The sequence below is a fragment of the Methylobacterium terricola genome (genome assembly GCF_006151805.1).
In the GTDB taxonomy this organism is placed as follows: Bacteria; Pseudomonadota; Alphaproteobacteria; order Rhizobiales; family Beijerinckiaceae; genus Methylobacterium; species Methylobacterium terricola.
Genome location: NZ_VDDA01000004.1, coordinates 237,808 through 263,243 on the forward strand (window position 1 = coordinate 237,808; position 25,436 = coordinate 263,243).

Annotated in this window: 26 protein-coding genes, 1 tRNA gene and 1 pseudogene; 14 read left to right on the forward strand and 14 right to left on the reverse strand. The window is 71.1% G+C overall.

The window, feature by feature from the left end; all coding sequences use genetic code 11:
* Positions 1-32: 32 nt before the first annotated feature.
* The 4 genes and pseudogenes from FF100_RS37780 to FF100_RS11530 form a co-directional block, all read left to right on the forward strand.
* Positions 33-479, forward strand: a pseudogene (locus FF100_RS37780) (NmrA family NAD(P)-binding protein); the annotation flags it as partial.
* Positions 480-600: 121 nt separating this feature from the next.
* Positions 601-951 carry a Rossmann-fold NAD(P)-binding domain-containing protein gene (locus tag FF100_RS37785; RefSeq protein ID WP_246102027.1) on the forward strand — a complete coding sequence of 117 codons (351 nt, stop codon included), beginning with the start codon at positions 601-603 and terminating at the stop codon, positions 949-951.
* A 60-nt stretch (positions 952-1,011) separates the two neighbouring features.
* On the forward strand, positions 1,012-1,203 hold the full coding sequence (locus tag FF100_RS38490) for a hypothetical protein (RefSeq protein WP_342779002.1): 192 nt from the start codon (positions 1,012-1,014) through the stop codon (positions 1,201-1,203).
* A gap of 84 nt (positions 1,204-1,287) precedes the next feature.
* Complete coding sequence (locus FF100_RS11530) at positions 1,288-1,938, forward strand: cyclase family protein (RefSeq protein ID WP_342779000.1); 651 nt, start codon at positions 1,288-1,290, stop codon at positions 1,936-1,938.
* A gap of 432 nt (positions 1,939-2,370) precedes the next feature.
* Here the strand turns inward: FF100_RS11530 and FF100_RS11540 are convergent, their stop codons facing one another.
* Positions 2,371-3,165 (reverse strand): quinoprotein dehydrogenase-associated SoxYZ-like carrier, encoded by a 795-nt coding sequence (locus FF100_RS11540; RefSeq protein WP_139035864.1) that lies wholly within the window; start codon positions 3,163-3,165, stop codon positions 2,371-2,373.
* A 270-nt stretch (positions 3,166-3,435) separates the two neighbouring features.
* Between FF100_RS11540 and folP the strand changes: the two genes are divergently transcribed.
* From folP to folK, 3 genes are read left to right on the forward strand one after another with little or no spacing between them, the layout of a single operon-like run.
* Entirely contained in the window at positions 3,436-4,221 is a 786-nt protein-coding gene (folP, locus tag FF100_RS11545) for a dihydropteroate synthase (protein WP_171070146.1), read from the forward strand.
* A 1-nt stretch (position 4,222) separates the two neighbouring features.
* Positions 4,223-4,591: a dihydroneopterin aldolase gene (gene folB, locus FF100_RS11550; RefSeq protein ID WP_139036173.1), complete on the forward strand. Its 369-nt coding sequence runs from the start codon at positions 4,223-4,225 to the stop codon at positions 4,589-4,591.
* Positions 4,584-5,099, forward strand: coding sequence for a 2-amino-4-hydroxy-6-hydroxymethyldihydropteridine diphosphokinase (gene folK / locus FF100_RS11555; protein WP_281287275.1), 516 nt, complete (start codon positions 4,584-4,586; stop codon positions 5,097-5,099). The genes folB and folK overlap by 8 nt, the downstream gene beginning before the upstream one ends.
* Before the next feature lie 245 nt (positions 5,100-5,344).
* Here the strand turns inward: folK and FF100_RS11560 are convergent, their stop codons facing one another.
* The 11 genes from FF100_RS11560 to FF100_RS11610 all read right to left on the reverse strand — a co-directional run bounded on the left by FF100_RS11560 (position 5,345) and on the right by FF100_RS11610 (position 15,808).
* The gene (locus FF100_RS11560; RefSeq protein ID WP_139035866.1) at positions 5,345-6,049 is read right to left on the reverse strand and encodes an SDR family oxidoreductase; all 705 of its coding nucleotides are present in this window, start codon (positions 6,047-6,049) and stop codon (positions 5,345-5,347) included.
* Between the two features lie 58 nt (positions 6,050-6,107).
* Positions 6,108-6,653, reverse strand: a complete 546-nt coding sequence (locus FF100_RS11565) for a PQQ-dependent catabolism-associated CXXCW motif protein (protein WP_139035867.1) — start codon at positions 6,651-6,653, stop codon at positions 6,108-6,110.
* Positions 6,650-7,507, reverse strand: coding sequence for a rare earth element methanol dehydrogenase accessory protein XoxJ (xoxJ, locus tag FF100_RS11570; RefSeq protein ID WP_139035868.1), 858 nt, complete (start codon positions 7,505-7,507; stop codon positions 6,650-6,652). The genes FF100_RS11565 and xoxJ overlap by 4 nt, the downstream gene beginning before the upstream one ends.
* Complete coding sequence (locus FF100_RS11575) at positions 7,507-8,118, reverse strand: c-type cytochrome, methanol metabolism-related (protein WP_139035869.1); 612 nt, start codon at positions 8,116-8,118, stop codon at positions 7,507-7,509. The genes xoxJ and FF100_RS11575 overlap by 1 nt, the downstream gene beginning before the upstream one ends.
* 154 nt (positions 8,119-8,272) lie before the next feature.
* Complete coding sequence (gene xoxF5, locus FF100_RS11580; protein ID WP_139035870.1) at positions 8,273-10,075, reverse strand: lanthanide-dependent methanol dehydrogenase XoxF5; 1,803 nt, start codon at positions 10,073-10,075, stop codon at positions 8,273-8,275.
* A 424-nt stretch (positions 10,076-10,499) separates the two neighbouring features.
* Complete coding sequence (locus tag FF100_RS11585; RefSeq protein WP_139036175.1) at positions 10,500-11,498, reverse strand: quinoprotein relay system zinc metallohydrolase 2; 999 nt, start codon at positions 11,496-11,498, stop codon at positions 10,500-10,502.
* 2 nt (positions 11,499-11,500) lie between these two features.
* On the reverse strand, positions 11,501-11,998 hold the full coding sequence (gene tsaA, locus FF100_RS11590; RefSeq protein ID WP_139035871.1) for a tRNA (N6-threonylcarbamoyladenosine(37)-N6)-methyltransferase TrmO: 498 nt from the start codon (positions 11,996-11,998) through the stop codon (positions 11,501-11,503).
* A 694-nt stretch (positions 11,999-12,692) separates the two neighbouring features.
* Entirely contained in the window at positions 12,693-13,694 is a 1,002-nt protein-coding gene (locus FF100_RS11595; protein WP_139035872.1) for an asparaginase, read from the reverse strand.
* 9 nt (positions 13,695-13,703) lie between these two features.
* Positions 13,704-14,819, reverse strand: coding sequence for an alpha/beta hydrolase (locus tag FF100_RS38330; RefSeq protein WP_205824840.1), 1,116 nt, complete (start codon positions 14,817-14,819; stop codon positions 13,704-13,706).
* A 64-nt stretch (positions 14,820-14,883) separates the two neighbouring features.
* Positions 14,884-14,958 (reverse strand) — tRNA-Thr (locus FF100_RS11605).
* A gap of 181 nt (positions 14,959-15,139) precedes the next feature.
* Positions 15,140-15,808: a metallophosphoesterase family protein gene (locus FF100_RS11610; protein WP_139035873.1), complete on the reverse strand. Its 669-nt coding sequence runs from the start codon at positions 15,806-15,808 to the stop codon at positions 15,140-15,142.
* 237 nt (positions 15,809-16,045) lie between these two features.
* Here FF100_RS11610 and FF100_RS11615 point away from each other — a divergent pair, with 237 nt between their 5' ends.
* From FF100_RS11615 to trpS, 5 genes are all read left to right on the forward strand, one after another.
* The gene (locus tag FF100_RS11615; RefSeq protein WP_139035874.1) at positions 16,046-17,101 is read left to right on the forward strand and encodes a helix-turn-helix domain-containing protein; all 1,056 of its coding nucleotides are present in this window, start codon (positions 16,046-16,048) and stop codon (positions 17,099-17,101) included.
* A 159-nt stretch (positions 17,102-17,260) separates the two neighbouring features.
* Positions 17,261-17,500, forward strand: coding sequence for a hypothetical protein (locus FF100_RS11620; protein ID WP_139035875.1), 240 nt, complete (start codon positions 17,261-17,263; stop codon positions 17,498-17,500).
* A 171-nt stretch (positions 17,501-17,671) separates the two neighbouring features.
* Positions 17,672-18,304 carry a septation protein A gene (locus FF100_RS11625; protein ID WP_139035876.1) on the forward strand — a complete coding sequence of 211 codons (633 nt, stop codon included), beginning with the start codon at positions 17,672-17,674 and terminating at the stop codon, positions 18,302-18,304.
* An 87-nt stretch (positions 18,305-18,391) separates the two neighbouring features.
* Entirely contained in the window at positions 18,392-19,177 is a 786-nt protein-coding gene (locus FF100_RS11630) for an endonuclease III domain-containing protein (RefSeq protein WP_139035877.1), read from the forward strand.
* Positions 19,178-19,282: 105 nt separating this feature from the next.
* Positions 19,283-20,323: a tryptophan--tRNA ligase gene (trpS, locus tag FF100_RS11635; protein WP_139035878.1), complete on the forward strand. Its 1,041-nt coding sequence runs from the start codon at positions 19,283-19,285 to the stop codon at positions 20,321-20,323.
* A gap of 302 nt (positions 20,324-20,625) precedes the next feature.
* On the opposite strand, the gene FF100_RS11640 is transcribed toward trpS, so the two are convergent.
* Positions 20,626-20,835: a hypothetical protein gene (locus tag FF100_RS11640; protein WP_139035879.1), complete on the reverse strand. Its 210-nt coding sequence runs from the start codon at positions 20,833-20,835 to the stop codon at positions 20,626-20,628.
* 170 nt (positions 20,836-21,005) lie between these two features.
* Here FF100_RS11640 and FF100_RS11645 point away from each other — a divergent pair, with 170 nt between their 5' ends.
* Positions 21,006-21,710: a haloacid dehalogenase type II gene (locus FF100_RS11645; protein ID WP_139035880.1), complete on the forward strand. Its 705-nt coding sequence runs from the start codon at positions 21,006-21,008 to the stop codon at positions 21,708-21,710.
* A 46-nt stretch (positions 21,711-21,756) separates the two neighbouring features.
* Here FF100_RS11645 and clpB read toward each other — a convergent pair whose 3' ends face one another.
* Positions 21,757-24,396 (reverse strand): ATP-dependent chaperone ClpB, encoded by a 2,640-nt coding sequence (clpB, locus tag FF100_RS11650; RefSeq protein ID WP_139035881.1) that lies wholly within the window; start codon positions 24,394-24,396, stop codon positions 21,757-21,759.
* Between the two features lie 260 nt (positions 24,397-24,656).
* Between clpB and FF100_RS11655 the strand changes: the two genes are divergently transcribed.
* Complete coding sequence (locus FF100_RS11655; protein ID WP_139035882.1) at positions 24,657-25,430, forward strand: MOSC domain-containing protein; 774 nt, start codon at positions 24,657-24,659, stop codon at positions 25,428-25,430.
* Positions 25,431-25,436 lie beyond the last annotated feature (6 nt).

Sequence of the window (25,436 nt, forward strand, 5' to 3'; positions counted from 1 at the left end):
GATTGCCCGCTCGGCGAGGGGGGAGCGCGGCGATGACCGACGATGGCGGGGGTGGGACGGGCGAGCCCCGCGTGCTGGTGGCCGGCGCCACCGGGGAACTGGGCACCCGCATCGTCCGGGCCCTCGCCGCGCGCGGCGCGCCGGTGCGGGCGCTGGTGCGGCCGGGCACGCCGCTCGCCCGGACCGAGCCGCTGCGCCGGCTCGGCGCCGAGGTGGTGGCGGTCGATCTCCACCACGCCGCGACGGTGACGACGGCCTGTGCCGGATCGTCCTGCGTGATCTCAGCCTTGAACGGCCTTGACGACACGATCCTCGATGCCCAGACCGTGCTGCTCGACGCCGCGGCCGCCGTCGGCGTGCCGCGCTTCATCCCTTCCGATTTCGCCCTCGACTTCACCAAGACGGTGCCCGGGCGCAACCGCAACCTCGACCTGCGGCGGGACTTCCATGCCCGCCTCGACCGGGCGCCGATCCGGGCCACTTCGGTCCTCAACGGCGCCTTCATGGACATGCTGACCGGCGCGATGCCGCTGATCCAGTTCGGCCTGCGGCGCGTTCCTGAGCGTCGGCGATCCCGACCGGCCCCTCGACTTCACCACCATGGACGACGTCGCGGCCTTTACCGCGCGGGCCGCCCTCGACAGCGAGACGCCACGGATCCTGCGCATCGCCGGCGAGGTCGTCTCGGCCCGCGGCCTGGCGCAGGCGGCGAGCGAGGCCACCGGCCGCCGCTTCACGATCCTGCGCCTCGGCGGCCCCGGATTGCTGACGCCGATGATCGCGCTCGCCCGCACCCTCGCCCCCGGGAGGGATCAGGTATTTCCGGCCTGGCAGGGCATGCAGTACCTGCGCGACATGGTCGAGGGACGGGGAAAGCTCGCTCCCCTCGACAACGACCGCTACCCGGACCTGAGCTGGACCGGGGTGCGGGAGGTGCTCGGGCGCCGCTGACGCGGTTGCGACTCCGCCCACGGACCGGCACTCTGGCTCGGTTGACCGGGGGATGGCACGATGAAGCGGCTGATCGGGATGGCGCTGGCGGTGGGATGTCTCGCACGCCCGGCCATGGCGGACGACCTCTCGCTCTGGTCGCTTTACGACCGGATGCTCCGGTCGGCGAAGTACATCGACCTCACCCACGCCTTCGCGCCGGTGCAGCCGGTCTGGCCGGGCTTTGCCGGCGCCCGCTTCAAGCCGGCGTAGGCGGGGCGCACGCTGGAGGGCTTCGCCAAGGAGGGTGACGTCTTCACCTACGAGACCCACGGCTTCGTCGCCACCGCCTACGAGCTGCCGACCGACCAGTACGGCACTCAGCTCGACCCGCCGGCGCACTGGAACCCCCGCGGCGCCACGATCAGCGACCTGCCGGCGACCTATACCCTGCGGCCGCTCGCGGTGATCGACATCTCACCGAGCGTTCGTCGCGACGAGGGCTATCACCTCCAGGTCGCCGACATCGCGGCCTACGAGGAGAAGCACGGCCGCATCCCGGCCGGCGCCGTGGTGATGGTGCGCTCGGACTGGTCGAAGCGCTGGGCCGAGGCCGAGCGCTTCCGGCAGAAGCCGTTCCCGGGCGTGAGCCTCGCGGCGCTCCAGTTCCTGCACCTGGAGCGTCGGATCCTGTTCCACGGCCACGAGCCGCTCGACACCGACACGACGCCGACCCTCGAGGGCGAGGCCTGGCTGATGCACAACAACTTCGCGCAGGCCGAGGGGGTGACGAATCTCGACCAGGTGCCGGAGGCCGGCGCGCTGATTGCGATCGGCTTCGCCAAGCCGCTCGGCGGCACCGGGGGCTTCGCCCGCTACGTCGCCATCGCGCCGGCGAATTGGCCGCACGGGGTCAGCGTCGAGGCGGTGCCGGGCGCGCCGCTCCCGCTCCAGGCGGCGCCGCTGCGGCGGGATGCGGACGGGGTGATGCGGCCGGCGGAGCGATGAGGAGCGCTGGGAGCTGATCGCCAGCGATCTCGAACGCCTGCTGAACGACGCCCTGGAGCGGCATCGTCCGGACCTCGAGTCGGTACAGCGTTCCGGGTCCCAAACTCGGGCTCAGATCCGCCATCCCGACAGGTCCCGGCTTCACCGGGGCCTCCCGTCCGGAATCGGGCATGGTGGTGATCGACTACCATCCCGTGGCGGGCCGCCGTTTCTGGACTGGTCATCGAGCCGCGTCGCATCGAGGTCGCGGACTGGGAGCGCGGGCCAGACGGGGAGACGGCGCGGCGGCTGACCGACCCGGATGCCGCCCTCGACCTGCCGAGCCTCGGCCTCCATTACCCACTCAGCGCTCTACGCCGGCATGCATCTGCGGCCGCGCCGACGATCCGCGTACGAGCCTCATACGGGCGATTCGCTGAAACGAGTGCGCCCTCACGTCCCATCCCCCGCCGGGAACGTCTGGGTGAACACCCGCCCCTCGGTGTCCTTGGCCGCCACCGTCACCGGCTCGCCGTGGCCCGTATAGGAGAAGCGGAAGGTCGGATCCTCGCTGATCGAGATGCCGCCGGTCATCGCGAAGAGCGGCGTCTCGCCCTGGCGCACGCTCAAGGATTCGACGAACCAGGCCGGGGTGTAGAGCCGGGTCACCTGGTCCATCTGCAGGCCGGAATAGTTCGGGTGGCGGACCTGCACCTGGGCCTCGCCGCGATCTGCGAAGGCACGGAAGCGCATCTGGCCGAGATGGGCCTTGGCCTCGGCCGGGTCCTTCACGGCCGGCGCCGAGCAGCCGCCCGCCGCCTTGACGTAGGCCTTGGTCATGTACAGCCCGCCATCCTCGGTCTCGGCGATGGCGCGGACGTAGGAGTACGAATTCACCCGGATGCGGGTCGAGAGGTCGAACCGGCTCTGGCCTTGCGCGAAGCGGATCGTGCCGACCACCGGCGAGGGGTTCTCGTCCACCACCAGGGTCAGGCTCTTCACCCGGCGGGCATCCCCCTCGGGCAGCGCGATGCGCAGGGTCACCGGCACGATGGCGGCGTCCTCGGCGCGCTTGGGCGCCTCCAGGGTGATCAGCCCGGCCCCGTCGCGGATCGGCTTGTCGCCGAGGACCGACGGGCGCAGCTCGGTCCAGGTCGTCTCAGGGCGCTCGTCCTGCCCTGCCGCCGGCCCGGCCAGGGCGGCGACGATCGCCAGGCTCGACAGCACTTGGCGCGACAACACTCTCATGGCGGGCTCCCCGATGCGGGCCCCGACGGGCCTCTCTCGCGTCTGCGACCAATGTAGAGGACCGCTTCGCCCGAAGCCAGGATAAGGCCCTGAGCGCGCGCGGTTTCCGGCGGAATCTCGCCGGAAGGTGATCGCCCCCGCCGCCGTTGCGCGCCGGCGCCCGCCGGCCTATCCCGGGGCGGTCGTCCCGGAGGATCGCCGCCCGTGTCCGCGCCCACCGCGCCCTCTCTCGCCGCCCTGCTGCCGGATCTCGGCCGCCGCACCCTGGTGATGGGCATCCTGAACGTCACCCCGGATTCGTTCTCGGATGGCGGCCGGTTCCAGGACCTCGACGCCGCGCGCGCCCAGGCGGCCCGCCTGGTCGAGGACGGTGCGGCGCTCCTCGATATCGGCGGCGAGTCGACGCGACCCGGCCATACGCCGGTCCCGGCCGAGGAGGAGCAGGCCAGGGTGCTGCCGGCGATCCGCCTGCTCGGCCCCGCCCTCCCCGTCCCGATCTCGATCGACACCTACAAGGCCTCGACCGCCGAAGCGGCGCTCAAGGCCGGGGCCCGCATCGTCAACGACGTCTGGGGCCTGCAGCGGGAGCCGGAGATCGCCCGGGTCGCGGCCCATCACGGCGCGCCGGTGGTGGTGATGCACAACCGCGAGACCATCGATCCGAGCCTCGACATCGTGGACGAGATGCGGGCCTTCTTCGAGCGCTCGCTGACGATCGCCCGACGGGCCGGCATCCCCGACCGCGACATCGTGCTCGATCCCGGCATCGGCTTCGGCAAGAGCTGGGAGCAGCACTTGGAGGCCCTGCGGCGCTTGCCCGAGTTGCGGGCGCTCGGCTTCCCGCTCCTCGTCGGCGTGTCGCGCAAGTCGGTGCTCGGGCGCATCCACAACGCCGCGACCGCACCGGCCGACCGCCTGTTCGGCTCGATCGCCGCCCACGTCGCCGCGGCAATCCTCGGGGCCGACATCGTGCGGGCCCACGACGTGCGCCCCCATGTCGAGGCCTGCCAGGTGGTCGATGCGATCACCCGGCCCGCCGCCCGAGCCGGAGCCTAGTATCTTGGACCGCATCCTGATCCACCGCCTGGCGGTGTTCGCCCGGCACGGCCTCCTGCCGGAGGAGGAGGTTCTGGGCCAGCGCTTCTATCTCTCGCTGGAGGCCCGCCTCGACCTGCGCGAGGCCGGCACCCGCGACGACATCGCCGCCAGCATGAGCTACGCCGATCTCGCCGGCCTCGCCCACCGCATCGCCACCGAGCGCCGGTTCCGGCTGATCGAGGCCCTGGCCGAGACCATCGCCGCGGAGGCGCTGGACGCCTTCCCGGCGCTGGTCGCCCTCACCGTGCGGATCGACAAGCCGGGCGCGCCGGTGCCGCTGGTGCTCGACGGCGTCGCGGTCGAGATCACGAGGACGCGCCGTGGTTGAGACGTCCTGGGCTGAGGCCTATCTCGGGCTCGGCAGCAATCTCGGCGACAAGGCCGCGATGCTCGACGCCGCGGTGGCGGCGCTGGCCGCGACGCCCGGCCTCGCCGTGACCGCCCGCTCGCGGAACTACCGCACCCCGCCCTGGGGCGACACCGACCAGGACTGGTTCCTCAACGCCGCGATCGGCATCGCGACGACGTTCTCGCCCCACGCCCTGCTGGAGGCCTGCCTGTCGGCCGAGACGCAGCTCGGCCGGGTGCGCGAGCGCCGCTGGGGGCCGCGGGTGATCGACATCGACGTGCTGCACTATGCCGGCGCCACGGTGAGCGACGAGCGCCTGGTGCTGCCGCACCGCTTCCTGCGCGAGCGCGCCTTCGTGCTGGTGCCGCTGGCCGAGATCGCGCCGGACCTGGCGATCGGCGGGGAGACGGTGGTGCAGGCGCTGGGACGGCTCGACCGGAGCGGGATCGAGCCGGTCGCGGGGACACCTGACGCCGGCCATCCTTGATTTCAAGGCGATCTCGGCAGGATCGACGCGAAATCTCATTGTCTTCGCGTCATCCCCGGGCCCCGCAGCGGAGCCTGGGATTGGGAGCCGTACGTAATGCAGACCGAAGCTGGGCGCGGTCTGCCGTCTCCGGCATCACCTGCGCTTGCGGATCCCGGGCTCTCGCCTGTGTCGAGCCCCGGGATGACCGTGCGGATGACGAACGTCGTCGGCGCGAAACCCTGCACCTTGCTGCAAGGAGCCGTCTACACCGACCGCGTGATCCCTCCATCCACCCGTAGATTCTGCCCGGTGATGTAGCCCGCCCCTTCGGAGGCCAGGAAGGCGACGACCGCGGCGATCTCGTCCTCGCTGCCGTAGCGGCCGAGCGGGATGCGGTCGCGGATGCCGGGCTTCTCCGGCAGGCTGTCGATGAAGCCCGGAAGCACGTTGTTCATCCGGATGTTGTCGGCGGCGTAGCGGTCGGCGAACAGCTTGCTGAAGGCGGCGAGCCCCGAGCGGAACACGCCCGAGGTCGGGAAGGCCTGCTCGGGCTCGAAGGCCGCGAAGGTCGAGATGTTGATAATCGCGCCGCCGCCCTGGCTCTGCATGATCGGGGTGACGAGGCGGGTCGGCCTCACCACGTTGAGGAAGTAGACCTCCATCCCGCGGGTCCAGTCCTCGTCGGTGAGGTCGAGGAGCGGGCCCTTCGGCCCGTGGCCGGCGCTGTTGACCAGCACGTCGACCCGACCCCAGCGCTCCATCGTGCGATCGACGAGGCGCGTCAGGTCCTCGCTCGAGCGGTTCGAGCCGGTCACCCCGACGCCGCCGAGGGACTCGGCCAGGGCCTCGCCCTTGCCGGACGAGGACAGGATCGCGATCCGGAATCCGTCCGCCGCCAGCTTGCGGGCCGCCGCGGCTCCCATGCCGCTGCCGCCGGCGGTGACGATGGCGACGCGATCGCTGGTCATGGTGCTGGTCTCCCGGTGACTCAAGGCTTGCCTGGATGCCACGGGAGGGCGGCCCGAGTCACGGCGCCGCGGGGCTGGCCCGTTCGAGGGGAAGCCCGGCCTCGCCCCAGCCGTCGGTGCCGTCCGGGTACCAATGGACATGGCGGTAGCCGAGCACCAGGGCGCGCTTGGCGGCGTTCCACGACATCCAGCAATTCCGCTGGCAGAACAGGACGACGGGCTTCTCCGGATCGCCCTCGGTCGCCACCGCGAGCCCGTGCCGGAAATAGGCGTCGGTCTCCGGTGCCAGGGCGCCGAAGCCGGTATTGGGCAGCCATTGCGCGCGCGGGATGCTGTCATGCGGCGCGTCGCGCCAGATCGTGCCGGGCGGCAGGGTCGTCGGCTTCGGAGGGCGCGGCAGCACGTCGATGAAGGCGGCGCCCGCCCGCCACAACCGCTCGGCCTGGGCGGTGGACACGGTCTCGGCGCCGCGCAGGGTCGCGGGCGTCGGGCTGCGAAAGTCCTCCTGGCGGTAGCCCTCCGGCTCGGCCGGGGCCGCGGGGCTGCCTGCCCGGACGGCCCCCGCCGCCAGGACCAGCAGCAGGACCGCGACGGCCGGCCTCACGGCTTCGGATCCCCCGGCAGCAGCCGGTTCTCCTCCTCGTCGAGGAGCGGCACCGCATAGTCGCGCAGGACCGCGTCGATCTCGGCTCGGCGCTTGCGGAGCGCGGTGTTGAGGATCCGCTTCCATTCGTTCTCGCCGTGCCGCACGCCCATGGCGATGCGGTAGGACAGCGGCGGCCGATCGGGCTCGCGCAGCAGCGGCACGACGTCGAGGCCGCCGGCCTGCTTGGCCAGCCAGCCGGCGGCGGGCCCCCACAGGACCGCCCCGTCGAGCTTGCCCGAGACCACGTCGGCGACGATCTCGGCCGAGACGGTCTGGTGCGGGCGCGCAGGATCGAACTGGTAGGGCGGATAGGGCTTCATCGTCGGCACGAGGCCGACCGCTCCCATCCGCTCCACCGGCGGCGTACCGACGATGACGCCGATCGCCTTGCCCTTCAGCCGCGGGTCGTCGAGACCGGTCAGGCCGTCGAGGGCGCCGCGACGCGACACCATGACGTAGGTCGAGCGGTAATAGGGGTTGGTGCTCTGGACCAGCTCGCTGCCGAAGGCCGACCCGACGATGACGTCGCACAGGCCGCTGCCCAGCGTGTTGCGCACGAAGCCCGGCCCCTGGGTCAGCCAGTAGTACCGGAGCTTCACCTTCAGCTCGTCGGCGACGATCGCCGCGATGCGGTTCTCGAAGCCGTCCACCTGCCCGTCCCTGCGGCGCTCCGAGAACGGCATGTTGCCGGGATCGGCGCAGACTCGCAGGGTGTCGGGCGTGACGAGGTCCGGCAGGCTCTGCGCCCGCGCGGGAGCGGCCAGCGCGAGGCCGGCCGCCAGAAGGGTCGCCGTGAGAGGAGCCCGCGCCATCAGCCGCCGAGGCACTCCTTCTCCGCCTTGCGCGCCGCTTCCGGCTTCTCTTCCTTGTCGCCCGGGCGCACCCGGCCGAGGGCGCCGGCGGCCCGCGCCTTCAGGTAGACGTAGAGGTCGTCCATGTAGCAGGTGACGTTCTTGTTGTCGCCGAAGGCCGGCATGACCTTCTGGGTCGACGAGTTCACGTCCTGCTTGCCGCCGACGACGATGCCGACGAACTCTTCGTAGGAGAGGGACTTCAGCGAATCCTTCAGGGCCGGGGCGTAGGTCGAGCCCATGCCGTCCGGGCCGTGGCAGACGTGGCACTCGGCGTGATAGCGGCGGTAACCCGAATAGGTGTACCAGTCGACCTTCTTGCCGTTATCGGTGATGTGGAAGGTCGGGGAGCCGGCGGCGTCGAAGTACTTGCCGTCCTCCACCTTCACGGCGGCGTCCTTGGCGAGCAGCTTCTCGTCGGGCTCGGCGGTCTTGTCGTTGGGGTTGAGCTGGTTGGCGAGGGCCGGATCGGGCTTCTTGGCATCCTCAGCATGTACGGCAACCCATCCGACGGTTGCTAGGGCGAGGCCGGCCGCGAACGGCCGCAGGACAGCTTTGCTGAGGTCACGCAACGGACGTTTCTCCCTGACATCTTCGGTTGGCAGCCGCCGACGCCGCGGCACCACCGTCGTCCCTGTCATGTAATCATGGAAGAGCCGGCGCGGAAACCCGCGCCGGCCCGGACTTAGGTCTGAGACGCTTTATGTCTCGGATGTTTCCTTAGCGTCAGTTCGGCAGGTTAAACACCGTGAGCTGGCCGCCGAGGTTGGTGTAGCTCGACAGGGCGGCGTAGCCGCCGACCGCGCCGAGGCCGGCATTCGGATCGGTTAGGCCGGCCGCGAGGCCGATGCCGGCCCAGCCGCCGACGCCCGACAGCACGGCGATGTTCTGCTTGCCCTTGTGCTGGAAGGTCATCACGTTGCCGATGATGCCCGACGGGGTCTTGAACTTGTAGAGTTCCTTGCCGGTCTTGGAATCGACGGCCTTGAGGTAGCCTTCGAGGGTGCCGTAGAACACCACGTCGCCCGCGGTGGCGAGAGCGCCCGACCACACCGAGAACTGCTCGGGGTTCGACCACTTGATCTTGCCGGCCACGCCGTCCCAGGCGATGAAGTTGCCCATGCCGCCGTGGCTGTTCGGCGCCGGGTACATCGACAGGGTCGCACCGACATAGGGCTGGCCCGGGGTGTAGCTCACCCGGAACGGCTCGTAGTCCATGCAGACGTGGTTGGTCGGCACGTAGAACAGGTTGGTCTTGGGCGAGTAGGCCGCCGGCTGCTGGTCCTTGGAGCCGAGCGCCGCCGGGCAGATGCCCTTCGAGTTGGTGTCCTCGCCGTTCTGGTCGGTCGAGTACTTGGCGACGACGAGCGGACGGCCGTAGGTCTTCGAGGACTTGTCCTGGTCGACCTTGGTGGCCCAGTTCACGGCCGGATCGTACTTCTCGGCGACGAGCAGCTCGCCGGTGGCCCGGTCGAGGGTGTAGCCGAAGCCGTTGCGGTCGAAGTGGGTCAGGAGCGGCCGCTCCTTGCCGTCGATCTTCTGATCCGTGAGGATCATCTCGTTGATGCCGTCATAGTCCCACTCGTCGTGGGGGGTCATCTGGTAGACCCACTTCGCCACGCCGGTATCGGCGTCACGGGCGAAGATCGTCATCGACCACTTGTTGTCGCCCGGGCGCTGCTTCGGGTTCCAGGTCGACGGGTTGCCGGTGCCGTAATAGACCAAGTTCAGCTTCGGGTCGTAGGAGTACCAGCCCCAGGTCGAGGCGCCGCCGGTCTTCCACTGATCGCCTTCCCAGCTCTTCAGCGAGGAATCCTTGCCGACCGGCTTGCCGAGCTCGGTGGTCTTCTCCGGGTCGATCTTCATCTCGTCGTCGGGACCGACGTTGTAGGCGCGCCAGGCGCGCTTGCCGGTCTTGAGATCGTAGGCGGTGATGTTGCCGCGGATGCCGTACTCGGCGCCGGCGATGCCGACGATGAGCTTGTCCTTCACCGGCATCACGGTGGCGGTGTTGGTCTCGCCGATCTTCGGGTCGCCGTTCTGGGTCGACCAGTTCACCTTGCCGGTCTTGGCGTCGAGCGACACGATGGTGGTGTCGGCCTGGTGCAGGAAGATCGCGCCGTCGGCATAGGCCAGGCCACGGTTCACCGTGTCGCAGCACATCACCGGGATGACGTTGGGATCCTGCTTCGGCTCGTACTTCCAGAGGATCTTGCCATCCTGGTTCAGGTCGAGCGCGTAGACGATGTTCGGGAACGGCGTGTGGACGAACATCACGTCGCCGACGACCAGCGGCGAGCCCTCGTGGCCGCGCAGCACGCCGGTCGAGAAGGTCCAGGCGACCTGGAGCTTGTTGACGTTGCCGGCGTTGATCTGGTCGAGCTTCGAATAACGCGTGTTGGCGTAATCGACGGTCTGCAGGACCTGCTCGGCCGGGTTGGCCGTGCGTTTCAGCACGTCCTCGTTGGCGAGGGCCGGGGTGGCGCCGAGAATGCCCGCGCCCAGCGCAAGAAGATGGACCGCTCTCATGGATTCCTCCGACAGGTGCATTCCGTCGTGCGCCCCGCGGGACGCAACGAACCGTTTCCTGTTGTTAGCGTTTGGGGACGTCTGTCGCCTCGGCAGCGTGTCACAACCGGCGGCCAGCGGCGCTGCTGGCGCGAGAGGGCCCCAGGCGGGCCTTGCCATGTTTGCGAACCGAACACCGCCTTCCCCCGGCGGCACCGTTGAAACCGAAGCTGAAGGAACTCTAAGAGAAATTCGGACGCCGTCAACACACCAGCCTGCCGCAGGGCGGGTCGAGCGCGGGCCCAAATTCATAACTAAGGTATATATCCGGTAGCATGCTGCACAGCAGTATGGAAATGGTGCTCTGCAACATCAGATTCTTACGCCCGCCACTGTTCGCGTGCGAATGGAAGAGCTTGGCGCCGCGGCGGCTAACCATCGGCACTTACTCCCATTCGAGCTCGTGATAGGCCGTGGTGGCGTTGCGGGTATTGAAGTCGTCGAACAGCGCCCAGTCCCCCGCCTCGCCGCGCGCGGCGCCTCCCGCCTCGCCGATCGGCGCACCGTCCCGCACCATCGCCCGCACCTGCCCCTGGAGGGTGGTGAGGTAGCGGTCGATGGCGGCGGCGGCGGCGGGCCATGGCACCGCCGCCGGGCCGTGGCCGGGCACGACTCGGGCGGCCGACCGCGCGCTCAGGCGCTGCAGCACCGCGATCCAGCCGGAAAGCCGCCCGTCGAGGGCCGGCACGTGGCCGACGAACAGGAGGTCGCCGAGGAACCACGTGTCGGTCGTCTCGTCCCGCAGGGTCAGGTCGCTGTTGGTGTGGGCGGTCGGCCAGGCCTCAAGGTGCAGGACCCGCCCGCCGAGGTCGAGGTCGAGGACGGTCGAGACCAGCAGGGTCGGCGGCACGATGCGGGTGCCGGCGAAATCCGGTCCGACCAGCTCGGCATTGGCCTTCAGGTAGCCGTCCGCCCGCGCCGCCAGGGCTTCGGGCAGGGCCCGGTGCCCGACGAAGGTCGCGCCTTCGTCAGCGAAGGCGGCGTTGCCGAGCAGGTGGTCGGGATGGACGTGGGTGTTGACGACGTAGCGCACCGGCAGGGCGGTGCGCTGCCGCAATGCCGCGAGGAGGCGCCGCCCCGCCGTCAGGCTGCCGCCGGTATCGATCACCGCGACGGCGTCGCGGCCGATCACGAATCCGACATTGGCGATGGCGCCGGCATTGCCGCGCCCGGCCAGCGCGTAGGGTGCGGCGTAGACGAACACGCCCGGCGCGACCTCCTGCATCGGCAGGGGATCGCGGGCCGCCGCGCCGGCGGCGGCCGCGGGGCCCGGCTCTGCGGCCGGCGCCGGCAGCCCGGGGGCGGCCAGGGCGAAAGCCAGGGACAAGCCGAGGGCGAAGCCGGCGCTCCGGCGGAAGGTCGAGGAGGCGAGCGCGGCGGGCATTCTCACGCGCCCCCCGTGTCCGCGTCGCCGGCCTGGGGCGGCGCCAGCGGCGTGAACAGGGCACGGTCCGGCTTGATGTCGAGGAGCGGCGTGCCGTCGAGGCAGTCGAGCCCGCGCACGTGCACGACGCCGTCCCCGACCCCGATCAGGGTGACGATGCTGGTGCCGATCGGGTTCGGCCGCACCGGCGAGCGCAGGGAGAAGGTGCCCCGGGTGGTGCCGTCATCGGCCGGGCTCTGGCGCACGAGGTCGCGCCGCGAGCGGTCGAGCCAGTACAGCACCTCCAGGCGCGCGTAGAGCGCGACGCCGTCGAGGGCGTCGCGCCAGGGGGGAAACACCTCGATCCGGCAGGCCGGCCCGTCGGCCCGGCCCTGGCGCGGGCAGCCGAGCCGGTCGGTCCAGGGCGTTCGAATCCGGCCGATGAAGACCAGCCCGGCATCCGTGGCCGGGGGCGGCTCCACCGCGACCTCGCCGGCCCGGATCTCGTTGAGGCGCACCATGCGGGTCTATCCCTCCCCTCGCGAGCAGGCCGGGCCTCAACGGAGGTGTTCAGACTGCGCCGGCCCGACCTGCCGCCGGACCGACCCGCGGGGGCAGTCGTGGGCCCGGCCTCAGGAGCCTATTGCACCGGTCGCCGAACTGGCAATCGGCCGGCGGCGTCACGCCCGAAAACCCGGGCGGCGCTGGGCTCCGGTGTCGCCCGACGCGGCATCCTGGCAGGATGCCCCGGCCGCAGCGCACGAACGGCCTCCTCCCGCGGGAGCGGGACTTCCGGCTCGCGGCACCGCTGCCGACGCCTGGATATCACGACGGGCACGGTGGCGGCGATCGGCGTCGACGGGGTACGAAGCGCAGAGGCGAACTCCTGACGACACGTACCATCGCGAGTGCGCCAGCCGACGCAATCGGGTGGCTCGACGGCTCCTCCCGCGGTGCCGTCGAGCGCCTGTCCGACACAGACGGCCGAGAAGGGTGCGAGCCCGGCTGAGCACCGGTTGGCGCCGGGCCTTCACGGCGGCCGCTCGCCGGTACGGACGATCGTTCGGAGGCGCGCCGGCCGGCGGCTTGCACCTGCCGTGCGCGAGCATCGTCCGACATCAGATCGTCGTCGGCAGCGAGACGAACCCGACGGCTTGGAGCCCCACGCGATGGCCGCGCGATCGGTCGGTGCTCCAGGTCGCCGGTCGGTCCTGCTCAATATTGTGAAAAGATCTCCGCCAGGGCGGCGGGGTCGCGCGTCACCGTGAGCGCAAGGGCCAGCAGGATGCGGGCCTTCTGCGGCGTCAGGTTGTCGGCGCTCAGGATGCCGAGCTCGGCGAGGCGCTGCGTCGACGGCACCACGCCGCTGCCGGCCCGGGTCGATTGCACCACCGCGATGCCGGTGGCGACCGCGCGTCCCAAGGCCTCGGCCTCGGCCGGCGGGGTCATGCCGGGGGCGAGCCCCGCCGAGACGATGCCGCGCGCGCCGGCCGCCGCGAAGGCCCGCACCGCGGTGCCGTCGGCATCGGCGTAGGCGTAGGAGATGTCGACCCGCGGCAGGGCGTCGAGGCTCCGGATGTCGAACGGCGTGCCCGGGGCGTGGCGGCGCTCCGCCCGGCGGTAGTAGCGCACATGCGGCCCGTCGACCTGCCCGAGCACGCCGAAATCCGGCGTCCGGAAGGTCTGCATCCGGGCGACCGAGGTCTTGGTCACTTCGCGGGCGGCCTGGATCTCGTCGTTGAGCACCACCAGCACGCCGCGCCCGCGCGATGCCGGCGCCGCCGCGGTGCGGAGCGCCGCCACCAGGTTGAGGTCGGCATCGCTCGACAGGGCGCTGATCGGCCGCTGCGAGCCGACCAGCACCACCGGCACGTCGACGGTGAGGGTCAGGCTGAGCGCGTAGGCGGTCTCCTCCAGGGTGGCGGTGCCGTGGCCGATGACGATGCCGGCGAGGTCCGGGTGCTCGCCCACGAGCTGCTCGCAGAGCAGGACCAGGGCGCGCCAGTCGGTGAAGCCCACACCCGGGCTCGTCACCGCCCGGTAGCGCACCGGCACCACCTCGGCCACCATGCGGGTCTCCGACACCCGCGCCAGGATCTCCTCCGCCTCCAGCCGCTCGCCGGTGGCGCCGTAATCGAGGATGTCGAGGCTGTCGCGGCCCACCGACGAGAGGGTGCCGCCGGTGCCGATGAAGGCGACCTTCGGGAGTGCTGTCATGCGGGTGACCTACCTCGTGCGTGCGTGTCCGGTGGGGGATGCCGGGGCCCGGGCCTCCCCGGTCGTCGATCCGCTGGCAGGATCCGTGCCGGCGGCCTCGCCGCAGCCCGGCGCGTCGAACAGGGCGGCGAGGCCGCAGGCCGAGCCGAGCATCCGCCGGCCGCTATGGCCGACCCCCGGCACCACGTACAGGGGCTGGCGCAGGCCGGGGTGCCGCGCCTTGAGGGCCTCCCAGTAGAACTCGCCGCGGGCGAGGCGGAACGGCCCCTGCGCCTCGGCCATGCAACTGCGGTCGAGGGCGGGGTGGTCCGGGTCGGTGTCCCGGCCGCCGAGCAGGTAGGTCACCGGGCGGACGACATAGGCCGCCTCGAGCGATCGCGGGTCGGCCCCGGCGGCGTAGCGCGGCAGGTCCCGCATGCCGTATTTCCAGCGGTCGTAGCCGGGGCATCCCGCGGTCGGCCCCGGCCGCTCGGGCGTGAAGTAGGCGTAGCTGCTCGGGTTGGCGACGACGGTGCTCATGCGCACGCCCTGCCGCGCCAGCGCGTCCCCGGCGCGGGACAGGATCGCGTAGCGCTGCGCCACCTGGCCGCCGCCGGAATGCCCGGCGACGACGATGCGCGACAGGTTCGGGAAGCGGGTTCGGTCGCCCAGCCGGGCGACCACCGCGTCGAGGGCGTCGAAGGAGCTGAGGGGGAGCGGGCCGAGGGCGTCCTCGCCGCCCTGCCAGCCCTCGAGCGACCAGTGCAGCACGTCCGCCGGCAGTCCGTAGGCCGCCCAGTCGGTCTCGGCCAGGAATTGCGGCGCCACCACGAGGGTGCCCTCGCCCGCGGCGCCGGCATCCGCCCGGGCTGCGAGGCCGGTGCCGAAATAGGTGTCGGCATCGCGCAGGCGGCCGTGGAGCACGATCACCGCCCGGGTCACCTCCGGGTGGCGCTGCTCCAGGTCGGCGGAGGCGAAGAGCAGCAGCCGCGCGCCCGGCGCCACAGCCAGGCTGCGGTCGCCCAGGACGGAGACCGGCCGGTGGTGCCGGCCCGCCTCGTCGGCGTCCTGCCCCCGGACCGTGAGCGGGGCGAGCAGGAGCGGCAGCGCGAACAGGAGCCGGCGGGTGCGGAGCGGAAGCATCATCGCGCCTCAAGGAGGATCGCCGCCATCGGCAGATCGGACCTTCATGAACCGTGCCCGGGTTGGCTGGTGCCGGCGGAGGGGATCGAACCCCCGACCTTCGGTTTACAAAACCGCTGCACTACCGCTGTGCTACACCGGCGAGAGCCCGCAAGCCCTTGATACGCAAACACGAGACCACCGTCACGGGCGGGTCTTTAGAGCCCCTGGGCGTGCCGGCGTCAAGGCGCAAAATCCGGCTCGGCCGTCCCGCTCCGGGGTTCGCCGCGGTTCCCGGTTCCGCCGATCATGCGAGGTCCGGGAGGGGCCTTGCGGACATCGTGTCAGCCGCCCGGCGACTGCAGGAACGCGAGCGGGGCCGCCGCCGTCGGGTCGAGCACCGCGGCGGTGAGGCGGCCGGTCCGCAGCGGGGCGGTGTCGAGGTTGGTGCGGTAGGGATGGCGGTCGGGCCGGCCGGCGTAGCAGGGCGTGTGCCCGTGCAGCACGTGCTTGCCGAAATCGTACTCGACCGACAGGAACGGCTCGCGGATCCACAGGCGGGCCATCACACACGGATCGATGCCGCGGCGGCCGGGGCGGAAGCCGGCATGGACGTAGTAGCGCAACGCGTCCTCGTGCACGGTCTTCAGGCCGGCGATCCAGTCCAGAGCCGCCGCCGGAAGCTCCGCGATCCGCGCCACGCCGTAGGAGGCGAGGGTCCGGTCGCCTCCGGTCGCGATCCAGGCCGCGGCCCTCCCGGGATCGTGAACGGCCCGCAGCAGCGCCGATTCCCGGTTGCCCATCAGGCAGGTGACGGAGGCGGGATCGGCCTCCTGCAGCGCCCGCACCATGGCGACGGCGCGGGCGCTCTCCGGGCCCTTGTCGATGTAGTCGCCGAGGAAGACCAGCCGCCGGCGCCGGCCGGCCCCGTGCGCCGCGATCAGGCCGAGCAAACTCTCGAGCGCGCCGGCACAGCCATGGACGTCGCCGATGGCGTAGGTCAGCTCGTCCATGAGGCGCGGCGACTCCGTCGGGGGCGGCTATGGCGAAGGTCCAAGCAGAGCGCCCCGCCCCTGTCGATGCCGCCGCACCGGATTGGGACGCTGGGGCAGGATTTCGAGACGTGGCGTGGAGCCGCCTGCCGGACACCACCCGGCACCGGCCTGAGGCGACGTGTCGAAGGTGATGATCTTGCTTTGCCGAGTGTTTTCGCTCTAACGGCGAAGCACGACAAATCAGCCGAGCGATCTATGCCTGAGGCAGGAGCGACCGCCCGACGTGGAGCGGGTCTGCACTTCTCGACCGATGCCGCAACACCGTCCGGCCAGGACGGGTTCGAGGCGTATCACGACATCTACGCGATGGTGGCCGATGCCGTCCGGCTCGACGAGGCCTTCGCCGTCGAGGTCGCGGCCGAGCGCCTCGACGGCATGATCCTGTTCGACCGCCGGATGCGGGGCGTGGCGCATGTCCGGCCGCCGCGGCGGGTCCTCCGCAACGGGTTCGACCATTTCACCGCCCAGCTCGTCCTCGACGGTGCCCTGGCGGTCGGCACGCCCGAGGGCGAGCGGGTCGTCGGGCCGGGCGAGATCGCCCTCATCGACATGAGCCGGCCGATGGAGACGCGGGCGGCCCGGGCCCGGATCCTCACGCTGTCGGTCCCTCGCGGCGAGGTCGAGGCGGCGGTTCTCGAGCCTGGGCGGCTGCACGGCGCCGTCCTGCCCCAGGAGCGGGCGCATCTGCTCTCGGGCTTCCTTCGCTCCCTCCTCGACGAGATGCCGGGCTACGGCGCCGCCGACCGGCAGCGCCTGGCCCGGGTGATCACGGAACTCCTCGGTCTCGCCCTCTCGGGAGCGGTACCGCAGCTCGGTCCTGCGCCGGAGGCGGATCACGCCGCGCCGGCCAGGGACGCGGTACGCATGGCCGGCGCAGCCGCCTGCCGTCGCCGCGCCCGGCTCTACATCGACGCCAACCCGGCGGCGACGCCGGAGGCGGTGGCCCGGGCCGTCGGCGTCTCGCGCTCGGTGCTCTACCGCGCCTTCGAGCCGAGCGGCGGGGTCGCCCGCGCCATCCGCGCCCGCCGCCTGGCGCGGCTGCGCTCCCTGCTGGCCCGGCCGGACGAGGCCGGCCGGATTGCCGACCTCGCCCATGCCTGCGGCTTCACGAGCGAGTCCGACTGCAGCCGGGCCTTCAAGGCTGCCTATGGCCTGTCGCCGAGCGAGTACCGGCGCCTCGGCCGGGAGGCCCATGCGCCGGATGTCCCGGTCCGCCAGAGCTTCGCTGGGCTATGGAACGACCTGCGCTGAGCCGCACCTTCCGGTGCTGCAGTGCAACATAAGGTCGCAACACATGATCGTCGCGCGACCCTGGCACGTGAATCGCTGCGCTCCGCCGGCGCGGCGCGAGCATTCCTCCGGCCCGGACCTTCGCCCGCCCAGTCGTGTCGTGAGGCCGGTGGAGATGGCATGGCTGACTTTCTCACCGTTGCCCTGGTCTGCGCCGGCTCCCTGTCGGCGCCGGATTGCTCGCGCGACACCGCCCTCGACGTCGCGGTCGCACCGGCTCCGACGCCGATCGCCTGTCTGATGCAGGGCGAGACCCTGGCGGCGCGAAGCGGCCTGGTGCGCGGGCACGAGACCTACCTCAAGGTCGCCTGCGAGCGCCGGCGCACCGCCGCCCTCCGCCCGGAGGCGGGGCCGCGATAGGGGCGGCCGGGCCGCGCACGAGGGAGCGGTTCCCGGAAGGCGGGCGTGGGGGATGGATGGATCGGCCGCGCCGGGCTATGCCCTCCCTCCCGTTGCGCAACAAGGCCCGCGCGGGTCCACCCGCGCGACGCGGGCCAGCCGCATATCGACGAGGAGCGTCGCCCCCGCCCCATGCAGATCGAAGCCGTTCCGCCGCAGACCCGCCTGCCTCCTCTCGCCAAGCTCGCCCTGGAGCTCGGGCCCCTCGGGGTGTTCTTCCTCGGCAATGCCTATGCCGAGAAGTTCGGCTTCGCCTCCGACCAGCGCCTGTTCGTGGCGACCGGGCTGTTCATCGCCGCGACCCTGGCGGCCCTCGCGGTCCACTACGTCTGGGTGCGGCGGCTGCCGATCATGCCGCTGGTCTCCGGCGTGGTGGTGGTGGTGTTCGGCGGCCTCACGCTGCTCCTGCGCGACGAGCTGTTCATCAAGCTCAAGCCCACCATCGTGAACAGCCTGTTCGGGGCGGTGCTGCTCGGCGGCCTCGCCTTCGGCCGGCCGCTGCTCGCCCTGGTGCTCGACAGCGTGTTCGACCTCACCCAGGAGGGCTGGCGCAAGCTCACCTTCCGCTGGGGCCTGTTCTTCTTCTTCCTGGCGGCGGTGAACGAGGTGGTGTGGCGCACGCAGACCACGGATTTCTGGGTCAGCTTCAAGGTTTTCGGCATCATGCCGATCACCATCGCCTTCGCGCTGGCCCAGACCCCGCTGCTGCTGCGCTACGAGCGCAAGAAGGACGAGACCAACAAGGGCGAGAGCAAGTCGGGATAAGCGCGGCTCCGGACGCGGTGCCGCAGGCGGAACAGGCGCGGGACTTCGACGATTCACCTCGTCATGAGCCCCGCACGTCAAGACTCCATGTTCCGGGACCTGCCCGAGACGGCTTGCACCCGCAAGAACTCGTCCGGTCGCACACCGGGCGAGACCGAGGTGACCGAGAAGGCCTTGGCCATCCATCGCCGCCTGTGCGGGGTCTATGGCTGCCCGATCGCCTATTTCCACGATCTCGACCCGGTGAGCGAGGTAATCTCCTCGCTTCTCTCCCATCGCACCCGCAACGCCGATTCGGGCCGCGCCTTCAAAGCGCTGCGGGCGCGCTTCAACGACTGGGACGCGCTGGTCTCGGCGCCGACCGAGGAGGTGCAGGCGCTGATCTCCGGCGTGACCTGGCCGGAGCTGAAGGCGCCGCGGATCCAGGCGGTCCTGCGCGCGGTGCGGGAACGGGCCGGGAGCCTCGACCTCGCTTTCCTCGGTGACCTCCCGGTGCCGGAGGCGCGGGCCTGGCTCGAGGCGATCCCCGGGATCGGGCCGAAGACCAGTGCCGCCGTGCTGTCGTTCAGTACCCTGCGGATGCCGGCCCTGCCGGTCGACAGCCACCACCACCGCGTCGCGCAGCGCACCGGCCTGATCGGCCCGAAGGTCGATGTCGGCCCCGCCCACGCGATCCTGCGCGCTCAGCTGCCGGCGGACTGGAATGCGCAACAGCTCTACGACAATCACGAGATCCTGATGCTGCACGGCCAGCGCTGCTGCTTCCATCGCAGCCCGGCCTGCGGGCGTTGCGCCGTGCTCGACCTTTGCCCCACCGGGCAGGCCCGGACGGGTGCGCGGGCGACACAGGAAACGGCCGTCCTCCACCCCTGAATCCGCCCGCTTGACCCCCCTCCCGGAACGGTCCAGAACGCCGCGCCCGCGGGATTGTGACAGCCCTCGGCCAAGGGACGACGGACCCAAGGGACGACGATCACGATGCCCGCCTTCAAGGAACTGGTGTTCTCCGGCGTCCAGCCGACCGGCAACCTGCACCTCGGCAATTATCTCGGCGCGATCAAGCGTTTCGTCACGATGCAGGCGCAGTATGATTGCCTGTACTGCGTCGTCGACCTGCACGCGATCACGGTCTGGCAGGACCCGGCCGAGCTGACGCGCCAGATCCGCGAGGTCACCGCGGCGTTCCTGGCGGCCGGCATCGATCCGGCCCGCTCGGTGGTGTTCAACCAGAGCCAGGTGCCGCAGCACGCCGAGCTCGCCTGGATCTTCAACTGCGTCGCCCGCCTCGGCTGGCTCAACCGCATGACGCAGTTCAAGGAGAAGGCCGGCAAGGACCGCGAGAACGCGAGCGTCGGTCTCTACGACTACCCCGTGCTGATGGCGGCCGACATCCTGGCCTATCGCGCCACCCACGTGCCGGTGGGCGAGGACCAGAAGCAGCATCTCGAACTGACCCGCGACATCGCCCAGAAGTTCAACAACGACTTCGCCGGTGCGATCGCCGAGCAGGGTCACGGCGAGGCGTTCTTCCCCACCACCGAGCCGCTGATCGGCGGGCCGGCCGCCCGGGTGATGTCCCTGCGCGACGGCACCAAGAAGATGTCGAAGTCGGACCCGTCCGATTATTCGCGCATCAACCTCACCGACGATGCCGACGGCATCGCCCAGAAGGTGCGCAAGGCCAAGACCGACGCCGAGCCCCTCCCCTCCGAGACCGCCGGCCTCGAGAAGCGGCCGGAGGCCGACAACCTCGTCGGCATCTTCGCCGCGCTCAACGACGTCAGCCGCGAGGACGTGCTGCGCGACTACGGCGGCGCGCAATTCTCGGCCTTCAAGGGCGCGCTGGTCGACCTCGCGGTCGCCAAGCTCGGCCCGATCGGCGCCGAGATGCAGCGCCTCGTCGCCGATCCGGGTCACATCGATGCGGTGCTCGCCAATGGCGCCGCCCGTGCCGAGGCGATCGCCGCCCCGAACATCGCCGCTGTCAAGGACATCGTCGGCTTCGCGCGCCGGCGCTGAGTGCCGGACGCCCGACCGCTCCGACAGCCTTTCCGATCATCCCGGGCTCCGCGCCGCGACCCCGGGATGATCAGGGCCGCAGAGGACCCGCGAGGGGATCGGTCGGGACGTGAGCCGGCTCCCGCGCTGGCGCCGTTGTTCGTCGACGGTCAGGTCCATCAAGGTCGGCAAAGGTCAACTTTCCTCGAGTGGCCGCGTTCTGGTGTCGTCACGTCCGGCGGCTTGATTGCAGGCTTGGCCGCTTCTGGCAGGACATCTGATCCGCGCCTGCACTATCGATGTGCCATCGGGCCAAGTCATTCTCACATCTTGCCGCTGGCCTTCAGTCGTGCCAGCCGCGTCACGGCCCGCTCGGCCGAATCATCCCGCTGCACATCCTGCGCCCATTCCTCGATCAGGGTCGGGCGTGAGCGTGCTCTTTGCCGCAGGGTTTCGATCTGATCTCGCAGGATCGTGTTCCGCTGCGCGGTTCCATGCTCATGATTCGGCGGTGATTTGCGGTGGCTCGACATGGCGGGCATGCTCTGACGGCACCGTTAACAGATGGTAAAGATCTGTCATAACCAGGTCGTCGTCCGGCTCCCCTCACCCGATGGTGATGATCGCCGAGGCCGGGCTTGAAGGACGGGCCGTCGAACCGATAACCCGGGGGTAGAACGACCAGCATCGGGAGGCGGTCCGCATGGCGATCCAGGCCCTCATCTTCGACGTCTTCGGCACCCTGCTCGACTGGCACGGCGGCGTCGCCCGGGAGGCGGCGAGGCTCCTGGCGCCGTTCCGGCCCGATCTCGACGGCCCCGCCTTCGCGCGGGCCTGGCGCGACCGCTACCAGCCCGGGATGGCGCCGATCCGCCAGGGTGCCCGGCCCTATGCCGACCTCGACACCCTGCATGCCGAGAGCCTGGAGGGCGTGCTCGCCGGCCTAAATCTCGCCGAGGCGGTGCCACGCGAGGTCCGGCGCGAGCTGGTCCTGGCCTGGCACCGGCTCGATGCCTGGCCCAAGGTGCCGGACGCCCTCGCGCGGTTGCGCGAACGTTACCTGCTGGCGCCGTGCTCCAATGCCCATGTGCGGCTCGCCATCGCCCATGCCCGCCGCAACCGTCTGCCCTGGGATACGGTGCTCGGGGCCGAGATCGCCCAGGACTACAAGCCGAAGCCCGCCGTCTATCTCCGCGCCGTCGAGGTCCTGCGGCTCGTGCCGGCGGAGGTGATGATGGTGGCGGCCCACTCCTCCGACCTCGCGGCCGCCGCCGCCTGCGGGCTCGCCACCGCCCACGTCGCCCGGCCCGGCGAGAGCGGCCCGGGCACGGGAGAGCCGGCGCCGCTGGTGCCGGTGGATGTCGCCGCCTCCGACCTCGCGGATCTCGCGCGCCAGCTCGGCTGCTGACGAAGAAAGGGCCCGCTTCCATGGGGAAAGCGGGCCCCTGTGGCCGTCAGTTCAGCAGGGCATGCGCCGGCCGGCGCTCGTCCGGCGAGACCGACTGGTCGCCGATGAACAGCCCGGCGGGGCCGAGGCGCACCGGCACCGTCTCGCCGTCATGGACGCGGCCGGCCAGGATCTGCTCGGCGAGCGGGTCCTGCACCGCCTTCTGGATCACGCGCTTGAGCGGGCGCGCACCATAGGCCGAGTCGTAGCCCTTGTCGGCGAGCCAGGCGCGGGCGTCGGGCTCGATGTCGAGGGTGATCTTGCGGTCGTCGAGCAGACGCGCCAGGCGCCCGAGCTGGATGTCGACGATCGCCCCCATCTCCTGCCGCTGCAGGCGGTGGAACAGGATGATCTCGTCGACCCGGTTCAGGAACTCGGGCCGGAAATGCGCGCGGACCACGTTCATCACGTCGTCGCGCACCACATCGGTGTCCTGGCCCTCCGGCTGGTTGACCAGGTACTCCGAGCCGAGATTCGACGTCATGACGATCAGCGTGTTGCGGAAATCGACCGTCCGCCCCTGCCCGTCGGTGAGCCGCCCGTCGTCGAGGACCTGAAGCAAGACGTTGAACACGTCCGGATGCGCCTTCTCGACCTCGTCGAACAGCACGACCTGGTAGGGCCGGCGCCGCACGGCTTCCGTCAGCGCGCCGCCCTCCTCGTAGCCGACATAGCCCGGAGGCGCGCCGATCAGGCGGGCCACCGCGTGCTTCTCCATGTACTCGGACATGTCGATGCGCACGAGGGCGGTGTCGTCGTCGAACAGGAAGCCGGCGAGCGCCTTGGTCAGCTCGGTCTTGCCGACGCCCGTCGGCCCGAGGAACATGAACGAGCCGATCGGCCGGTTCGGGTCCTGCAAGCCGGCCCGGGCGCGCCGCACCGCGGTGGCGACGGCGACCACCGCCTCGTGCTGGCCGACGACGCGCTTTCCGAGCGCCGCCTCCATGCCGAGCAGCTTCTCGCGCTCGCCCTCCAGCATCTTGTCGACCGGCACGCCGGTCCAGCGCGAGACGACCCCGGCGATGTGGCTCGGCGTCACCGCCTCCTCCATCATGCCGGCGCCGTTGCCGCGGGTGCCGTCGGCACCGCGCGCCTCGATCTCGGCCAGCTCGCGCTCGAACCCCGGGATGATGCCGTAGGCGAGTTCGCCCGCCTTCTGGTACTGGCCCTGGCGCTGCGCCGCCGCGAGGTCGTTGCGGGCCTCGTCGAGCTTCTTCTTCAGCTCCGCCGCCCGGCCGAGCTTGTCCTTCTCGGCCTTCCAGCGCGCGGTGATCGCCGCCGACTGCTCCTCAAGGTCGCCGAGCTCCTTCTCCAGCCGCACCAGCCGGTCGCGGGAGGCGGAATCGGTCTCCTTCTTCAGGGCCTCGGCCTCGATCTTCAGCCGCACGATCTCACGGTCGATGCTGTCGAGTTCCTCCGGCTTCGAATCGACCTGCATGCGCAGGCGCGAGGCGGCCTCGTCGACGAGGTCGATCGCCTTGTCGGGCAGGAAGCGGTCGGTGATGTAGCGGTTCGACAGGGTCGCGGCCGCCACCAGCGACGAATCCTGGATCCGCACGCCGTGATGCTGCTCGTACTTCTCCTTGATGCCGCGCAGGATCGAGACCGTGTCCTCGACGGTCGGCTCCGACACGAAAACCGGCTGGAAGCGCCGGGCGAGCGCCGCGTCCTTCTCGACGTGCTTGCGGTACTCGTCGAGGGTGGTCGCGCCGACGCAGTGCAGCTCGCCGCGGGCGAGGGCGGGCTTCAACAGATTCGAGGCGTCCATCGCCCCGTCCGCCTTGCCGGCGCCGACGAGGGTGTGCATCTCGTCGATGAACAGCACGATCCGGCCTTCCGCGGCCGTGACCTCGGACAGAACGCCCTTCAGCCGCTCCTCGAACTCGCCGCGATACTTCGCGCCGGCGATCAGCGCGCCCATGTCGAGGGCGAGGAGCTGCTTGTCGCGAAGCGATTCCGGCACGTCGCCGTTGACGATGCGCAGGGCCAGCCCCTCGACGATGGCGGTCTTGCCGACGCCGGGCTCGCCGATGAGGACGGGATTGTTCTTGGTGCGCCGGGACAGCACCTGGATGGTGCGGCGGATCTCCTCGTCGCGGCCGATCACCGGGTCGAGCTTGCCGTCGCGCGCCGCCTCGGTGAGGTCGCGGGCGTACTTCTTCAGCGCGTCGTAGGCGTTCTCGGCCGTCGCGTTGTCGGCGGTGCGGCCCTTGCGCAGCGCGTTGATGGCGCCGTTGAGCGAGGCCGCGGTCACGCCGGCCTGGCCGAGGATCCTGCCCGCGTCGGACTCCTTCTCGACCGCGAGCGCCAGCAGCAGGCGCTCCACGGTGACGTAGGAATCGCCCGCCTTCTCGGCGGCCTTCTCGGCGGTGTCGAACAGGCGCATCAGCTCGCGGGTCGCCTGCGGCTGGGAGGCGCCGCCCGACACCTTCGGCTGCTTGGCGAGCCACGCCTCGGTCTGGGCCAGCGCCACGCGCGACTGGCCGCCGGCCCGGTCGATCAGGCCCGCGCACAGCCCCTCGGGATCGTCGAGCAGCACCTTCAGCACGTGGGCGGGCGACAGCTGCGGATGGCCCTCGCGCAGGGCCAGCGACTGCGCCGACTGGACGAAGCCCCGCGCCCGCTCGGTATACTTTTCGAAATTCATGCGTTCGCTCCTCCTCGGCCGATCCGCCCGCCCTCTTGCAGAGGCGACGGGGGACCGAAAGGTTCGCCCTCGCGCCGTCTCGCGCGCCGGGCGCCGGCCCTTCCTGGAAGCTGCCGGCTCTCCCCATGTGGTGTGACATATCGGTAACACAAGGGGCGGTTGCCGCGATTTCGCAGGGCTGAGGCATGCGGCCGGCGGATGGCGTGGCCGGTCTCGCGCCGCCCGATGTTCAGGCCGGCCGATTTCCACTAATCAGGGGCATGACGAACGCCGCCCTCACCGTCACCGCCCTTCACCGCTACCCCGTGAAGGGCCTCTCCCCCGAGCCCCTGACCACCGCCGCGCTGGCGGCCGGCGGCTACTTCCCGGGCGACCGGCTGTTCGCGGTCGAGAACGGCCCGAGCGGCTTCGATCCCGCCGCACCGGTGCACCAGCCCAAGATCAAGTACCTGATGCTGATGCGCAACGAGGCCCTGGCCCGGCTCGTCACCCGGTACGACGACGCTACCGGCGTGCTGACGATCCGCGAGGGCGACCGCGAGGCGGCGCGCGGCGACCTCGGCACGAAGGACGGGCGGCTTGCCATCGAGGCGTTCTTCCGCCGCACCCTGCCGAAGGAGCTGCGCGGCCCGCCGAAGGTCCTGGCGGCGCGCGACGGCTATCGCTTCACCGATTCGCCCCGCGGCTACGTCTCGCTCATCAACCTGGCGAGCGTGGCGGCGGTCGAGGACATGGTCGGGGCGCCCGTCGATCCGCTGCGCTTCCGCGGCAACCTGCACGTCACCGGGCTCCCGGCCTTCGCCGAACTCGACCTCGTCGGCGCGACGCTGACGACCGAGGCTGGCCTGACCCTGAAGGTGACCAAGCGCATCGTGCGCTGCGCCGCCACCAACGTCGACCCCGTGACGGGAGAGCGCGATCTCGCGATTCCCGAGGCGCTGCAGAAGAACCTCGGCCACGCCGATTGCGGGATCTATGCCGAGGTGGTCGCCGGCGGCGAGGTCGGGGCGGGGGACGTGTTGCGGGTGCGCTGACGCGGG

Coding starts and splice junctions, on each gene's coding strand:
- FF100_RS37785 (WP_246102027.1), top strand. CDS start 601: ATGGACGACGTCGCGGCCTTTACCGCGCGGGCCGCCCTCGACAGCGAG.
- FF100_RS38490 (WP_342779002.1), top strand. CDS start 1,012: ATGAAGCGGCTGATCGGGATGGCGCTGGCGGTGGGATGTCTCGCACGC.
- FF100_RS11540 (WP_139035864.1), bottom strand. CDS start 3,165: ATGAGAGTGTTGTCGCGCCAAGTGCTGTCGAGCCTGGCGATCGTCGCC.
- folP (WP_171070146.1), top strand. CDS start 3,436: ATGGGCATCCTGAACGTCACCCCGGATTCGTTCTCGGATGGCGGCCGG.
- FF100_RS11560 (WP_139035866.1), bottom strand. CDS start 6,049: ATGACCAGCGATCGCGTCGCCATCGTCACCGCCGGCGGCAGCGGCATG.
- xoxJ (WP_139035868.1), bottom strand. CDS start 7,507: ATGGCGCGGGCTCCTCTCACGGCGACCCTTCTGGCGGCCGGCCTCGCG.
- xoxF5 (WP_139035870.1), bottom strand. CDS start 10,075: ATGAGAGCGGTCCATCTTCTTGCGCTGGGCGCGGGCATTCTCGGCGCC.
- FF100_RS11585 (WP_139036175.1), bottom strand. CDS start 11,498: ATGCCCGCCGCGCTCGCCTCCTCGACCTTCCGCCGGAGCGCCGGCTTC.
- tsaA (WP_139035871.1), bottom strand. CDS start 11,998: ATGGTGCGCCTCAACGAGATCCGGGCCGGCGAGGTCGCGGTGGAGCCG.
- FF100_RS11595 (WP_139035872.1), bottom strand. CDS start 13,694: ATGACAGCACTCCCGAAGGTCGCCTTCATCGGCACCGGCGGCACCCTC.
- FF100_RS38330 (WP_205824840.1), bottom strand. CDS start 14,819: ATGATGCTTCCGCTCCGCACCCGCCGGCTCCTGTTCGCGCTGCCGCTC.
- FF100_RS11610 (WP_139035873.1), bottom strand. CDS start 15,808: ATGGACGAGCTGACCTACGCCATCGGCGACGTCCATGGCTGTGCCGGC.
- FF100_RS11615 (WP_139035874.1), top strand. CDS start 16,046: ATGCCTGAGGCAGGAGCGACCGCCCGACGTGGAGCGGGTCTGCACTTC.
- FF100_RS11620 (WP_139035875.1), top strand. CDS start 17,261: ATGGCTGACTTTCTCACCGTTGCCCTGGTCTGCGCCGGCTCCCTGTCG.
- FF100_RS11625 (WP_139035876.1), top strand. CDS start 17,672: ATGCAGATCGAAGCCGTTCCGCCGCAGACCCGCCTGCCTCCTCTCGCC.
- FF100_RS11630 (WP_139035877.1), top strand. CDS start 18,392: ATGTTCCGGGACCTGCCCGAGACGGCTTGCACCCGCAAGAACTCGTCC.
- trpS (WP_139035878.1), top strand. CDS start 19,283: ATGCCCGCCTTCAAGGAACTGGTGTTCTCCGGCGTCCAGCCGACCGGC.
- FF100_RS11640 (WP_139035879.1), bottom strand. CDS start 20,835: ATGTCGAGCCACCGCAAATCACCGCCGAATCATGAGCATGGAACCGCG.
- FF100_RS11645 (WP_139035880.1), top strand. CDS start 21,006: ATGGCGATCCAGGCCCTCATCTTCGACGTCTTCGGCACCCTGCTCGAC.
- clpB (WP_139035881.1), bottom strand. CDS start 24,396: ATGAATTTCGAAAAGTATACCGAGCGGGCGCGGGGCTTCGTCCAGTCG.
- FF100_RS11655 (WP_139035882.1), top strand. CDS start 24,657: ATGACGAACGCCGCCCTCACCGTCACCGCCCTTCACCGCTACCCCGTG.